We start from the raw sequence: 14159 nt of genomic DNA, 5'->3' as shown, positions 1-14159 counted from the left end.
CATCGGTACCCTGTTTCGGTTTCATCCAGATGTCGGCCAGTTTGGCGACCTCCGAATAGTCGGGCGTCACGGCCACCGTCTTGGTGCCCTTGTAGCGCACCTCGGTGAAGAAGTGGGCATCCGGTGTTCGCGTCTGCGGCACATTGGAACCCCAGGCCATGATGTAGGTCGAGTTGTACCAGTCGGCCGACTCGGGCACGTCGGTCTGCTCACCCCAGACTTGCGGGCTGGCTGGCGGCAAGTCGCAGTACCAGTCGTAAAAACTCATGCAAACGCCGCCGATCAGGCTCAGGTAGCGGCTGCCGGCGGCATAAGAAACCATGGACATGGCAGGAATCGGCGAGAAGCCGATGATGCGGTCCGGCCCGTGCTCTTTGATGGTGTAGACATTGGCCGCCGCCACCATCTCGTTGACCTCATCCCAACTGGAGCGCACAAAACCGCCCAGGCCGCGCACGCTCTGGTACTCCTTGCGTTTGGCGTCCGACCGGGCGATGCAGGCCCAGGCATCGACCGGGTCATTCGACAGGCGCGCCTCGCGCCAGAGCTTGAGCAGGCGGCCGCGCACCATCGGGTATTTCACGCGATTGGCGCTGTACAGGTACCAGCTGTAACTGGCGCCGCGGGCGCAGCCGCGCGGTTCGTGATTCGGCATGTCCCAACGCGTGCGCGGATAGTCGGTCTGCTGGGTTTCCCAGGTCACGATGCCGCCCTTGACGTAGATCTTCCAGGAGCAGGAGCCGGTGCAGTTGACGCCGTGAGTGGAACGTACGATCTTGTCGTGGGCCCAGCGGGCTCGGTAGGCGTCCTCCCAGGTGCGGTCTTCACCGGTGGTAACACCGTGTTCGCCTGAGAAGGGTTCTTTGGGTTGAGAAAAGTAGCTCAGTCGATCCAGGAAGTGGCTCATGGGATACCTCGGTACAAGTGGTAAAAAGTTATATAAGAACAGGCTGTAGCCACTGTCTTACGTGCGGCCGTAGCTATCAAATATGTAGTGATATGTGCTCGCAATGTCGGACGGCAGATAGGCTCAGGGATTCTTGATTTCCGAGCCGGCGCGCAGATAGAACCACCAGTTGAGAACCAGACACAGGGCGTAGAACACGGCAAATCCGTACATCGCCATCTGGGGCGTGCCGGCCTTGATCTGGGCGCCAATCACCACCGGGGCGATGAAGGCGCCGTAAGCGGCTATGGCGGAGGTCCAGCCCAGCACCGGGCCGGCTTGTTGACGATCGAAAATCACACCGATGGTGCGGAAGGTGGAGCCGTTTCCGATCCCGCTGGCCGTGAACAGCACCACGAACAGCCACATGAAGGTGGAAAAATACTGCTCGGGCGTGGCCGAGCCATAGGCCTGCATCATGACGTAGCCAACGGCGCCCGAGGCCAGCACCATCACGGCCGAGATGACCTGCGTAATGATGGAGCCACCGACCTTGTCGGATACCCAGCCACCAATCGGACGTACCAGCGCACCAACGAAGGGGCCGATCCAGGCGTAGGCCAGAATCGGCGGCGCGTTGGGGTTGTTCAGCGTGTGCTGCATGACGCCTGCCGCGTCCGGCACATGGCTGACGCCGAAGATCACCTTCATCGACAGCGGCAGCGCCATCGAGAAGCCGATGAAGGAGCCGAAGGTCACGATGTACAGCAGCGTCAGGGACCAGGTGTGTTTGTTCCTGAAGATGGCGAACTGCTTGGCGATGTTGTCCTTCATGGTTCCGAACGCCGCCAGCTTCATCAGGAGCAGGGTCCCGACGATGATCAGTGGCATGGCCAGCCACATGTTCAGCAGCCCCAGGCCGGTGGGCGCGGGCATGTAGAGATACAAGCCGATGCCGGCCGGGATGAAAGTCAAGGTATAGATCCAGGTAACTTTGACGAACGCCATCAAGGTGCCTCCGATGTCCGGCGAAATCGGGAGCAGGTTGTTCATGCCGAACCAGCACAGGGCGGACAGGGGGACCAGCGACAGGATCCAGGCAAAGCCGGCGTTTTGAATCCAGGTGGGAGTTCCGGCGGCAATCTTGCCGAAAATCCAGCCACTGTCCTTGACCAGCGGCATTGGGTCCCCGCCCAGGGCGCCAAACATGCCGACCGTCATCACCAGGGGGATGATGATCTGCATGCTGGTGACGCCGAAATTGCCCAAGCCGGCATTCAGGCCCAGCGCGGTGCCCTGCAAGCGCTTTGGAAAGAAGGTGGTGATGTTGGACATGGAACTGGCGAAATTGCCGCCGCCGACGCCCGACCACAGCGCCAGCATCTGGAAGACCCAGAGCGGCCAGTCCTTGTGCTGCAAGGCGATGCCGGTACCCAGGGCCGGTGCCAGCAGCATGGCGGTGGTCAGGAAAATGGTGTTGCGCCCGCCGGCCAGACGAATGTAGAACGACGAGGGGATGCGCATGGTGGCCCCAGCGAGCCCGGAGATGGCGGTCAGCGTGAACAGCTGGTCCTGGGTGAACGGGAAGCCCAGGTTGAGCATCTGCACAGTGATGATGCCCCACATGCCCCAGACGGCAAAGCCGCACAGCAGGCAGGGGATGGAGATCCACAGATTGCGGTAAGCAATCCTTTTGCCCGTGCTTTTCCAAAATTGTTCGTCTTCCGGACGCCAGTCGACGATGTCGGCGCGGGAACGTTTGCTGTTGGCCATGATGCTCTTTCAAGAAAATTCAGGAAAATGAAAACGGTTGTCGCGCTACAGGGCGAACGGCTTGGCGTTACGACCCATCAGTTCGCGGCCGCGCACCTCGGTCCAGAACATCCAGGTCAGCGATACCCAAACCACGCCATACATCAGCATGAATGCGCTGGAACGGATGCCGGTCAGGTCCATCAAGGCACCGAACATGATGGGCAACACAAAGCCGCCCAGACCGCCGGCCAGGCCGACGATGCCGCTGATGGTGCCGATGTTGCTGGGATAGTCATCGCTGATGTACTTGAACACGCTGGCCTTGCCGAAGGCAAAGGCGATGCCCAGAATGAACATCAGGGCGGTGAAGGCATAGACATTGAGGCCGATGTGGAAGGTCATCGGACCGCTGGCGGTTGTGATCGACAAGTCGGTCTGCGGATAGCTCAGCAGGAACAGGCAGACCCAGCTCACCCACAACACCCACCAGGTGACGCTGTGGGCGCCCCATTTGTCGGACAGCCAGCCGCCGACCGCACGCAGCACGCCGCCGGGCAGAGAAAAGCACGCCGCCAGCAGGGCAGCGGAGCGGATGTCCAGACCGAACTCGCCCACGTAGTACTGCACCATCCACAGCGACAGCGCCACATAGCCGCCAAACACGATGCTGTAGTACTGGCAGTATTTCAATACCTTCGGGTCTTTTAGCGACTTGAGCTGGTCGCTGAACTTGACGTGACTCGGCACCAGATGCACCGGGTCGCTGTAGCTGAAGAACCAGAACAGGGCAACCGTGCCCAGCATGATCGCGGCATAGACCTGCGGCACCATGGTCCAGCCGAAGGCCACCACCAGTGCCGGCGCGACAAACTTGTTGACGGCGGCGCCCGAGTTGCCGGCGCCAAAAATACCCATCGCAAAGCCCTGCTGCTTCTTCGGGAACCAGCGCGCCACATAGGGCGTGCCGACCGAGAACGAGCCGCCGGCCAGGCCGACAAACAGCCCGATCACCAGAAAGTGCCAGTAGGCGGTGGCGTAGCTCATCAGCCAGATGGCGGGGACAGTCAGGGCCATGAGCAACGCCAGCACGATGCGGCCGCCGTACTTGTCGGTCCAGATACCCAGCGGCACCCGAATCAGCGATCCGGTCAACACCGGCATGGCTGTCAGCAACCCAAATTCCGTAGCGTTGAGGCCCAGCGTCTTCTTGATCGGGATGCCGATCACGGCGAACATCATCCAGACCATGAAGCAGACCGTGAATGCCAGCGTGCTGACCATTAGCACCGAGAGTGCCTGCCCCTTTTTCGTCATGTCAAAACTTTCAATCAGTTGAGGACAGAGCTGGTTCGCTTCGCGTAACTGCGGTCTGTCCCGGAAGGTTATTGGTACATGTCTGACTTTAGGCCGGGCGGTCCTCTGGCGCTATCCCCCTGAAGGACTAGATACTGCGGCAATTGGAACTATGCGGGCTCGGGCAGCATAGTTCCAAAGAACAAGACAAGGTGTTACTTCATCGTGCCCTGGCCATAACGTTCTTCATAGCCCTTGCGTACCTTCTCGATGGCATCCTTGCCCATGCCATTGAAGAACCAGTCATGTCCGGCGATGGGTTTGAAATACTTCTCCAGCAGTGCATTGGCGAAATCTTCGTTGCCATCTTTCTGGCGGACCACTTCTTTCAGTTCCGGAATCCACTTGAAATAAGTGTGCTGACTGACTTCATAGATGCCATGCCACCAGGTGTAGTCAGGCCCGCTCATCGAGGCGCCATGGCGGGCCCGACGGCCTTCGTGGTGCCAGATTTCGAACCAGGTCCACTTGATCTTGGCATCCATCGGCTCGCGACTGAGGTAGCCCTTGTCTTCGAGTTCCTTCATGATGGCAGCGATCGGTTTGGCATATTTGTCGTTATAAAGATCCACCACATCGTCAAACTGCTTGTAGTGACCATCTACCGTATTGCCGCTGTGGCAGGTCACGCAGACATTCTTCATTTTGTCGCGGCGCTGCTCCCAGGTCAGGATCTGCACTACCTTGGAACCCTTGACCTCGTCGCCCACCTTGGGCAGCGGCTTGCCTTCGGGTTGGTCGAATTCGTCGCCATTGCTCAATCGAACCATATTGAGTTTGGTTGAAACGGCCGGCCGCAAGGTCCAGGAAATTCGTTCCCCCACGTCGTGCGTAACCTTCTGCTCCTTGGTCGCCCCCATGTGGCAACTTGCACAGGTTGGTGCTGCCGTGTAGTCGACACCTGCAACCCAGCTCTTCGACTTCAGGTTCATCCGGTCGATATTGGCCCGGTAGGCGATGCCATGCTTGGACTCGTTGTAGATTTCAATTTGCGGATGATCCGGTCCCATATGGCACTTGCCGCAGGTTTCCGGCGTGCGCGCCTGAGCCGAAGAGAAGTTGTGACGGGTGTGGCAGGCAGAACACGATCCCAATGAACCGTCGAGGTTCTTGCGGCCAATGCCGGTGTTGGGCCAGGTTTGCGGTGTTGGCTTGCCTTTGACGTCCAGCTCGACCGTACTGCCGTGGCACTGCTTGCACCCGGCGTTGACGGCGGCCGGGCCACCGATCACCTCACCCAGAAGGTTATCGACCGAGGCCAGAATATTGCCTGCCTTGGCGTGGTGCGAACGCTGCTGCTGTTCGACCTCGACCGGGTGGCAATTGGCGCAGGTCTTGGGCGTAACAATCACCTGAATGAAAGCGCCGTTGTGGGCAATCGCCCCTTTTTCGCCTTCCTTCAATTTATGGCAGTCGTAACAGTCCACATTCTTGGTGAAATGGGCGCTTTTCCTCCATTCGCCATAAATTCCAGGGTCCTCATCCGGTCCGTGACAGCTAATACACTTCTTCCCGATCGCAGCGTCGGCTGGCGACTTCTTGTTCATGCGATCAACCGCTGCATGCTTGGGCTCAGTCACCGCCCTCTTCGCTACCGGGTCGGCTGCAAATGCCTGGCCTGCAAATAGCAGGCTTGCCAGGCTCGCAAGTGCTATCAACATCCCTATCTTTTTTGTCATGTCAATGCTTTCAATCAGGTGGGGACAACGCTTGCTGACTGTGTGCAGCACGGACCGACCCGCAGGGTTATTGGCTGGGGAACGGGACTGACTTTAGTGCGGGCAGGGCTTTGGCGGTATCCGCCTAAAGAACTATGGATTGCTGCAAACGGAACTATGCCGGCTTGCGCGCCATAGTTCCAAAGAACTACCCTGTGCCTGTTGCACTGATTGCCGGTCAAGACTTTGGATGTCTCACGCCGGCAGTTGTCAGATCAAAGCAGACCGTGTTCGCTTGCCATGACCGCCGCATGAACCCGCGAGCTGACGTCGAGTTTGCGCAGCACATGCTGGACGTGAATCTTGACTGTGGCTTCCGCGATGCCATGCTCGCGCGCGATCTCCTTGTTGCTGGCGCCACGAACAATGCCACGCAAAATATCAAGCTCGCGCGGCGACAGACTGGCAATAGGCGCGCTTGCGCCTGGGCTGCTGGTGGCAAGCGCAGTCGCGGCCGGTGCCTCTTTTGCCGCACCGCGGTAGGCGTCTACCAGTTTGCTTGTCATTTCGGGGGCGACCACACTGTCGCCTCCCATGGCACGCCTGATCGCTTCTGTCAGGGCCTCGCCTTCAATCGTCTTGAGCAGGTAGCCAGCGGCCCCGCCGCGCAGCGCGGCTGCGAGGTCATTTTCATCTTCGCTCACGGTCAGCATCAAGATGCGGGCCTGCGGCGCGGCTTCAAGCAGGGCCGGCAAGGCATCGACGCCATTGACGCCTGGCAAGTGGTTGTCGAGCAGGATCAGGTCGGGCTGCAGCTCCTGCGCCTTGCGCAGCGCCTGTCCGGCGTCGGCCGCATCCCCAACCACACATAAACCCCGGTCACGCGACAGGAGCGCGGTCAAGCCGCGCCGAAACAAGGTGTGGTCGTCCACCACCAGAATGCGAATCGGAGCGGGGTCAGTGGGCTGCATGGCTGTCTCTTGGTTGGACCGTCATCGGGTGAGGACGTAGTGGCAAGGTCAGAATTATCGAACTGCCGTGTCCCGGCGTTGAGATGACGTCCAACTGGGCGCCAATCCGCTGGGCCCGCTCGCTCATGATGCGCAGTCCGACATGGGTCTCGTCAAGTTGATCAGTTTCTGGGGTAAAGCCGACGCCGTCGTCCCGGACTTCAAAGCGCCAGGCGGGCTGCTGCTGCACCTCCAGCCACACCTGCGAGGCACGGGCATGTTTGCGCACGTTGGACAAAGCTTCCTGAACAATGTGGAGCACCTGTATTTGCAGATCGGGTGACAGTGGCATGCCCTGGCCCTGCATCGACAAAGAGGCTTTGATCGCGCTCTGGTGTTCAAATTTGCGCAGCGTTGTCGCCAGCGCCGGCTCAATGTCTTCGGTGTTGGTGCGGGTTCGAAAGTGCAGCAGCAACTCGCGCACATCGCCGTAGCTCTCGCGCACGCCGACGTCTATTTCTTCCAGTACCTGCCTGATCTCCACGGTGTTGCCGGACTGCACAGCGTCGCGCATCAGTTGCACCTGAATCTTCAAGAATGCCAGCGACTGTGCGATGGAGTCGTGCAGTTCGCGTGCCAGCAGATGCCGCTCTTGCGACACGGCAGCCTCCTTCTCCAGCGAGTTGAGCCGCAAATTTTCCATCGCGCCAGCCAGGTGGCTGCTGAGTGCTTCCAGCAGCGACCGCTCTGCGCCGGAGGGTGTGACACGGGCATGGAAAAACAGATCCACTTCACCCATCAGGCGCTGGTGCACGTGCACCGGGATGTTGACCACGGTCTCAAACCCGGCCTTGGCACAATGTTGCAGCGGAGGACTGTTCATCGACTGGATCGGAATGACGCGCAGGCCGACTGCGGGCGAGACCACGGCGCAATGACAGTCGCCCTGGTCAATACAGAGTTCACCGTCCACCATGGAAGCTGGCAAACCCTGCGCCGCCAGCATAAGGTAGCGCTGATTGGCCTGGTCCGACCAGCGCAGGGCGACACCGTCGGCGTGCGCGATCCGGGCAATGCTCTTGGCGAAGCCCTGCGCCAGTTCGTCCAGCGAAGTCGCCTTGGCAACCAAGGCCGTGACTTCGTACAGGCTTTCCAGGCGTTCGTGCTTTTCTTCCAGTTGCGCGGTCTTTTCCTGGACTCGGCTCTCCAGGTTTCGGTACATCGATTGCAGGTGTTCTGCCATGCCGTTGAAGCCGTCCGCCAGGGTGCCGAACTCATCGCTGGTTGTGCTTTCAACGCGGGCGTCAAAATCGCCCGCCTGGATTTGTTCCATGGCCTGCTTGAGTTGTCCCAGCGGCTCCAGAACAAACAGGTAGCCGGTGTAGATCAGGATCGCCGCGCCCAGAACGGCCATCGCCAGCATGCTCATCTGGAGCAGGTGCAGCAAGGCGGTCCAGCGCGCCATATGGGCTTCGATACTGCGCACGAAAGCGTCGATGTGCGAAGCAAAATCGACGGTATCAGAGCGCAAGGTGCGCAGCACGCTGGGCCTGGCATCGATCCAGCGCGAGCGAAAGCCACGCCAGTCCTGCTCAACGGTTGCGAAACGTGCTCGTACGGTGCCATCCCAGGGAACAAACAGCGGGCGTTCCGGGTCGCCGCTGTGCAGCGTACGCAAGCTCAGCTCAAATTCATCGGCCTGCGCCGCCAAAGCTTCGGTCTCGCCGGTACCGATCGAAAGCGCCATGCGGTAGGACTGCATGCGCATCCGCCCGGCTTCGTTGACGGCGGCAGCACCGCCGTCAAGCTGCCACGATACCCACAACGTGGCAGCGGTTGCGAGCAATGCCAATAACAGGAAAGGCAGACCCACAAGGGCGAGTTTGGAGCCGAGGCTCCAGCGCTCTGGATGAGAACTCATGGTTGACTAAGATTTCCCCATTAGATCAGCCCCGTGGTGACGGACGCAGTCAGGGCCGCGCCCACTATATAGGAAACCCTGACCAGCGCGGCGTTGTTGAATAAATCGAGAACCGGATGCCAACAGGGTGAACTGGCATGATGAGGTTCAATTTCACCCTCGAAGAGGGCCCGTGCCATACAAACATAACGAGAGCCGTCGGCACAAATTCACAAAGCCCAAATATAGGGTAACCAACTGGCCCGAGTACAACGACGCCCTGCGTCGGCGCGGTGACATCACGATCTGGTTTACCAAGGAAGCGATAGATGAGTGGCACCCAATCAAAACAGGCGCACGCGGACGACCACTGGTGTATGCCGACCACGCCATAGAAACTGCCATTCTGATCCCGTCTGTGTACAGGGATTTTTTGCCTTGACAAACAGTTGCTACGGATAAAGCTGCGCGAGCGACCCGCAGCGCAAACTGGCTTGGAGGGGACTTCATTATTGTGGTAAGACAGTAATCGATTACTATCTCACAATTTATTCGGACCACAACTTTGAACGCTTCTCGAAAAAATCTACCGGCAGACGAAAGGCGGGCCGTCACTGTCGAGGCCGTCATTGCGCTGGCCGGCTCGCAAAACCCTAGCGACATCACGACGGCGGCCATCGCCAAGCACATGAACCTGACGCAAGGCGCGCTGTTTCGCCACTTCCCAAGCAAAGATGCCATTTGGCAGTCCGTCATGGAATGGGTGGCGGAGCGTTTACTGGCGCGGATTGACAGCGCGGCGCAAGGCATAGCCTCGCCATTGGCGGCGATGCGGGCCATGTTCATGAGCCATGTCGACTTTGTGATCGAGCACCCCGGCGTGCCCCGGATGATGTTCGGTCAGTTGCAAAACCTCGAATCAACGCCAGCCAAGCTGATGGCTCAAACACTGATGCAGCGTTACGCCGAGCGCGTTCGGGCGCGCATCGAGCAAGGTAAGGCCAGTGGCGAGATCACGCCTGAAGTAAGCACCCTGGCTGCAGCCACGCTGTTCATCGGAACCATTCAGGGCCTGGTGATGCAGTCCATGCTGTCTGGTGATCTTCGCCGCATGCGCACCGACGCACCCGGTGTATTTGCAATTTATCAACGCGGCATGAGGCACAAGCAGTGAAAACTTTCATATCAACCCATGGCCGAACACTGGCGCTTGCCGGTGTTTTGATTTTGTTGGCGGGCCTGTTGGGGTATGTTGCCTTGCGCGCGGGGCCACTGGCACCGGTGCCAGTGACCTTGGCGACGGTCGAGAGCCAGGAGATCAAGCCCGCCTTGTTTGGCATCGGTACCGTGGAGGCGCGCTTCACCCACAAGATAGGGCCGACGTTTGCCGGTCGAATCAAGCGTGTAGAGGTTCAATCTGGCGATCAAGTCACAAAAGGGCAATTGCTCGGCGAGATGGACCCCGTCGATCTGGACGACAAGCTCGGCGCCCAGGAGGCGACGCTCAAGCGCGCCGAGGCCAGCGTGCTGGCGGTGGAGGCACAAGTCCAGGAGGTAAGTGCCCGCAAGTCTTTCGCTGAAATCCAGACAAAACGCTACGAACAACTGTTGGTCGCCCGCTCCGTCAGCGAAGAAGGTGCTCAGGCGAAGCGGCAAGAATGGCAGATCGCGCAGGCATCCTTGTCAGCGGCGCGCGCCAACCTCGATGCATCGCGCCAGGAGCTGATCCGCGCGCGTGCGGAGCGTGACGGCCTGATCCGCCAGCGTGCCAATCTGCGTCTGCTGTCCCCGGTCGATGGTCTGGTCACCCGACGCGACGCCGACCCTGGCACCACGGTGGTCGCTGGTCAGTCCGTCGTCGATGTGGTGGAACCCGGCAGCCTGTGGATTAGCGTGCGATTCGATCAGCAGCGTGCGCAGGGCTTGAGCGCTCAGTTGCCAGCGCAAATCGTCCTGCGTTCCCGTGCCGGTGAATTGCTGGCCGGACGGGTCTCGCGCATCGAGCCACATGCCGATGCGGTCACCGAAGAGGTCTTGGCCAAGGTCGAGTTCGCTCAGCGCCCGCAAACCCTGCCACCGATTGGTGAACTGGCCGAAGTCACGGTCGCACTGGCGGCACAAAAATCGACGCCGGTCGTGCCCAATGCCAGTGTGCAACGAGTTGATGGACGTCTCGGCGTCTGGCTCGTTGAGAACGGCAGCTTGCGTTTTATTCCAGTCAAGACCGGTGCTACCGACCTTGAAGGACGGGTGCAGATTCTTCAGGGTCTCAGCGGTGGTGAACGCGTTGTGGTTTACAGCCACAAAGCGCTGGAGGCGAACAGCCGCATCAAGATTGTTGAACGCATCGTGGGCAAGTCGTCATGATCAGCCTGGCCGGACGCGACATCCTGCATGCGTGGGGCAAGTTCGTGTTCACCGGCATCGGGCTCGGGCTGTTGATTGGCGTCACGCTTACCATGGCCGGCGTCTACCGCGGCATGGTGGACGACGCCAATGTGCTGCTCGACAACAGCGGCGCCGATCTGTGGGTGGTGCAGAAGGACACGCAAGGCCCCTACGCCGAGTCTTCAAGCATTTATGACGACACCTATCGCAGCATTCTCGGCATGGCGGGTGTGGCGCGCGCCGCCAACGTGACCTACCTGACCATGCAGGTAAGCCAACTTGGGGACGGCAAGGCGCGCGATGTGCGCACCATGGTGGTTGGCGTCACACCCGACGGCGCCGGTCATCCGGGACAGCCCGGCTACCTGGTAGATGGGCGGCGCCTGACGCGGGGTCATTATGAGGCGGTTGCCGACATCGCCACCGGCTTCGGGCTGGGCGAGCGCATTCGCATCCGTCGCAACGAGTACACCGTGGTCGGGCTGACGCGGCGCATGGTGTCCTCGGGCGGTGACCCGATGGTGTTCATTCCACTCAAAGACGCACAGGAAGCCCAGTTTCTCAAGGACAACGATGCCATCGTGATGCAACGCGCCCGCACCGCGCAGAGCCCGGCGCTCAATCGACCCGGCGTGCCCGGTCTGCTGGACGCCGTCATCGCCTCTCAAAGTACCAACAGCTCGGTCAATGCCGTGCTGGTGCAGGTCGAACCAGGAACCGATCCGGAAACCGTGGCCGAGTCGATCCGGCGCTGGAAGCGGCTGAGCGTTTACACCCGCGTGCAGATGCAAGATATTTTGATTGCCAAGCTGATTGCCACTTCGGCCAAGCAAATTGGCATGTTCCTGGTGATCCTGGCCATCGTCAGCGCTGCCATCGTGGCCTTCATTATTTACACACTCACGCTGGGCAAGATCCGCGAGATCGCGGTCCTCAAGCTCATCGGCACCAGGAACCGCACCATCGCCGCGATGATTCTTCAACAGGCCGTAGCCCTGGGGTTGATCGGCTTTGTAGTGGGCAAGATAGCGGCCACATTCTGGGCACCGATCTTTCCCAAATACGTGTTGCTGGAGTCCGGCGACGCCGTGCGCGGCTTCGGTGCGGTGGTGGTGATTTGCGTGCTCGCCAGCGTGCTGGCGATTCGCGCGGCGCTGAAAGTTGACCCGGCGGAGGCCATCGGTGGATAAACAACAAGCAGACTCTTCTTCGCGCGGCGTTCGCATCGAAGGGCTCAAGAAGCGCTACGGCGAAGGCGATACCGCTGTGGACGCGCTCAAGGGTGTGAACATGGTGGTCGCGCCCGGAGAGGTCGTGGGTTTGGTCGGGCCATCGGGCTCCGGCAAGAGCACCCTGCTCAAATGCCTGGGGGCGATCATTGAGCCCACGGCCGGGCGCATGACTTTGGGCCGGAATGTGATTTTTGAGAACGGCTGGAAGATTTCCGACCTGCGCGCTTTGCGGCGCGACAAGATCGGCTTTGTGTTCCAGGCCCCCTACCTGATTCCGTTTCTTGACGTCACCGACAACGTCGCCTTGCTGCCGATGCTGGCCGGTGTTCCCAACAATGAGGCGCGAAAACGTGCCTTGGTGCTGCTGAAAGCGCTCGATGTGGATCACCGCGCCCGGGCCATGCCTTCGCAACTCTCGGGCGGCGAGCAGCAGCGGGTGTCGATTGCCCGCGGCCTGGTCAATCGCCCGCCGGTGATTCTGGCCGACGAGCCCACCGCGCCGCTCGACAGCGAGCGCGCTCTGGCGGTGATCCGCATTCTCAACCAGATGGCCAGGCAGTTCGATACCGCAATCATCGTCGTCACCCACGACGAAAAAATCATTCCGACCTTCAAACGGATTTACCACATCCGCGACGGCGTCACCCATGAAGAGGTGGGCGAAGGACGGCGATTCGATTGAACTTCCATTTCCAACCTGACAAGAGCAATTCCATGAATACCCAGACACAGTCACTCGCAGACCCTGGGTTGCCCAGGCTGCATTCGAGGTCAGCGTTCAAAGTCTTGTAGCAGGACACGGCGTCAAGTTGGCACTGATGACCCAGCCGCAAAACCGGTTTGGATGCGACTGCATTATTGTGATAAGATAGTAATTAATTACTAGCTTGTAATCTATTCGGACCGCAACTTTGAACGCTTCTCGAAAAAATCTACCGGCAGACGAACGGCGAGCAGTCACTGTCGAAGCCGTCATTGCGCTGGCCGGTTCACAGAACCCTGGCGACATCACGACGGCGGCCATCGCCAAGCACATGAACCTGACTCAGGGCGCGCTGTTTCGCCACTTCCCAAGCAAGGATGCCATTTGGCAGTCCGTCATGGAATGGGTGGCGGAGCGTCTGCTGGCGCGGATCGACAGCGCGGCACAAGGCATTGACTCGCCATTGGCGGCGATGCAGGCCATGTTCATGAGTCATATCGACTTTGTGGTTGAGCACCCCGGCGTACCCCGGATGATGTTCGGTCAACTGCAAAGCACCGAATCAACGGCTCCCAAGCGCATGGTCCAGGTGTTAACTCAGCGTTATACCGAGCGCCTTCGGGCACGCATCGAACAAGGAAAAGCAACAGGCGAAATCACTCTGGAGGTGAATACCCAGGCTGCGGCCACGCTGTTCATCGGAACCATTCAGGGTCTGGGGATGCAGTCCATGTTGTCTGGTGATCTCCAGCGCATGCGCACCGACGCACCCGGTGTATTTGCAATTTATCAACGTGGTTTGAGGAGTAAGCAATGAAGAAATTTCTGTCAACACCAGGATGGATACGATTATGAAACCCTTGTCACGGTTGCTGCTGTTTACCTTTCTTTCTTTCACCGTGAAAGCGGTCGTTGCGGCGGATCCATTGTCCCTGTGGGAGGCGATGGAACGTGCCGCGCAATCCAACCCGGCAATCAAAAGCCAGCTGGTTGAAGTCAGCAGGCAAACGTTGGAGCAGGATATCGCCCGCAGCCAGCATTTACCCAAGATCGACTTGAACGCAGCGTACACCCGCTATGCCTACCCCACCTTCGTTACGCCGATCCGCGAGACCGGCGTCTTCCCGCCGATGGACAGGGATATTGCCAATATTGGCCTGGCATTGAATCTGCCTCTTTACAGCGGTGGCAAGCTGGTGGCCGGCGAGGCGCTGGCCGCACACAACCGCGAGGCTTCCGTCCAGGCGTTGCGCGCCGGTGGGCAGGACCTGCTGTTCAATGTCGCCGCCACCTATACCAAGGCGCTGCATTTCCGCCAACTCGTAAAGGTGCTG

General features: G+C 59.7%; 13 protein-coding genes. 7 read left to right on the top strand and 6 right to left on the bottom strand.

Going from position 1 to position 14159, the window contains the following annotated elements; genetic code table 11:
- The 6 genes from PHS32_RS23330 to PHS32_RS23305 all read right to left on the bottom strand — a co-directional run.
- On the bottom strand, window positions 1-907 hold a 907-nt coding region (locus PHS32_RS23330; RefSeq protein ID WP_301081869.1), incomplete at its 3' end, for a molybdopterin-dependent oxidoreductase.
- A gap of 123 nt (window positions 908-1030) precedes the next feature.
- Window positions 1031-2659 (bottom strand): MFS transporter, encoded by a 1629-nt coding sequence (locus tag PHS32_RS23325; RefSeq protein WP_301081868.1) that lies wholly within the window; start codon window positions 2657-2659, stop codon window positions 1031-1033.
- A 45-nt stretch (window positions 2660-2704) separates the two neighbouring features.
- Complete coding sequence (locus PHS32_RS23320; protein ID WP_301081867.1) at window positions 2705-3955, bottom strand: nitrate/nitrite transporter; 1251 nt, start codon at window positions 3953-3955, stop codon at window positions 2705-2707.
- 194 nt (window positions 3956-4149) lie between these two features.
- Window positions 4150-5397 (bottom strand): multiheme c-type cytochrome, encoded by a 1248-nt coding sequence (locus tag PHS32_RS23315; protein WP_301081866.1) that lies wholly within the window; start codon window positions 5395-5397, stop codon window positions 4150-4152.
- A 530-nt stretch (window positions 5398-5927) separates the two neighbouring features.
- Window positions 5928-6623, bottom strand: a complete 696-nt coding sequence (locus tag PHS32_RS23310; RefSeq protein ID WP_301081865.1) for a response regulator — start codon at window positions 6621-6623, stop codon at window positions 5928-5930.
- Window positions 6610-8523: a type IV pili methyl-accepting chemotaxis transducer N-terminal domain-containing protein gene (locus tag PHS32_RS23305; RefSeq protein WP_301081864.1), complete on the bottom strand. Its 1914-nt coding sequence runs from the start codon at window positions 8521-8523 to the stop codon at window positions 6610-6612. Before PHS32_RS23305 ends, PHS32_RS23310 begins: the two co-directional genes overlap by 14 nt.
- Window positions 8524-8650: 127 nt before the next feature.
- Between PHS32_RS23305 and PHS32_RS24280 the strand changes: the two genes are divergently transcribed.
- From PHS32_RS24280 to PHS32_RS23275, 7 genes are all read left to right on the top strand, one after another.
- The gene (locus tag PHS32_RS24280) at window positions 8651-8944 is read left to right on the top strand and encodes a transposase (RefSeq protein ID WP_366143503.1); all 294 of its coding nucleotides are present in this window, start codon (window positions 8651-8653) and stop codon (window positions 8942-8944) included.
- 123 nt (window positions 8945-9067) lie between these two features.
- On the top strand, window positions 9068-9676 hold the full coding sequence (locus PHS32_RS23300) for a TetR/AcrR family transcriptional regulator (protein ID WP_301081863.1): 609 nt from the start codon (window positions 9068-9070) through the stop codon (window positions 9674-9676).
- Window positions 9673-10869 carry an efflux RND transporter periplasmic adaptor subunit gene (locus tag PHS32_RS23295; protein ID WP_301081862.1) on the top strand — a complete coding sequence of 399 codons (1197 nt, stop codon included), beginning with the start codon at window positions 9673-9675 and terminating at the stop codon, window positions 10867-10869. Before PHS32_RS23300 ends, PHS32_RS23295 begins: the two co-directional genes overlap by 4 nt.
- Window positions 10866-12080, top strand: a complete 1215-nt coding sequence (locus PHS32_RS23290; RefSeq protein ID WP_301081861.1) for an ABC transporter permease — start codon at window positions 10866-10868, stop codon at window positions 12078-12080. Before PHS32_RS23295 ends, PHS32_RS23290 begins: the two co-directional genes overlap by 4 nt.
- Window positions 12073-12804 (top strand): ABC transporter ATP-binding protein, encoded by a 732-nt coding sequence (locus tag PHS32_RS23285; protein ID WP_301081860.1) that lies wholly within the window; start codon window positions 12073-12075, stop codon window positions 12802-12804. Before PHS32_RS23290 ends, PHS32_RS23285 begins: the two co-directional genes overlap by 8 nt.
- 229 nt (window positions 12805-13033) lie before the next feature.
- Entirely contained in the window at window positions 13034-13642 is a 609-nt protein-coding gene (locus tag PHS32_RS23280) for a TetR/AcrR family transcriptional regulator (protein WP_301081859.1), read from the top strand.
- Window positions 13643-13676: 34 nt separating this feature from the next.
- Window positions 13677-14159: TolC family protein (locus PHS32_RS23275; RefSeq protein WP_301081858.1), on the top strand; the 483-nt coding region annotated here is incomplete at its 3' end.

Source organism: Rhodoferax sp. (assembly GCF_028714215.1).
Taxonomy (GTDB): domain Bacteria; phylum Pseudomonadota; class Gammaproteobacteria; order Burkholderiales; family Burkholderiaceae_C; genus Rhodoferax.
Note: the sequence above shows the minus strand (reverse complement) of the source record. Positions and strands in the feature narration are given on the sequence as shown.

What these genes read in the sequence shown, in the direction of transcription:
- PHS32_RS23325 (WP_301081868.1), bottom strand. Translation starts at nt 2,659, where the DNA reads ATGGCCAACAGCAAACGTTCCCGCGCCGACATCGTCGACTGGCGTCCG.
- PHS32_RS23320 (WP_301081867.1), bottom strand. Translation starts at nt 3,955, where the DNA reads ATGACGAAAAAGGGGCAGGCACTCTCGGTGCTAATGGTCAGCACGCTG.
- PHS32_RS23310 (WP_301081865.1), bottom strand. Translation starts at nt 6,623, where the DNA reads ATGCAGCCCACTGACCCCGCTCCGATTCGCATTCTGGTGGTGGACGAC.
- PHS32_RS23305 (WP_301081864.1), bottom strand. Translation starts at nt 8,523, where the DNA reads ATGAGTTCTCATCCAGAGCGCTGGAGCCTCGGCTCCAAACTCGCCCTT.
- PHS32_RS23290 (WP_301081861.1), top strand. Translation starts at nt 10,866, where the DNA reads ATGATCAGCCTGGCCGGACGCGACATCCTGCATGCGTGGGGCAAGTTC.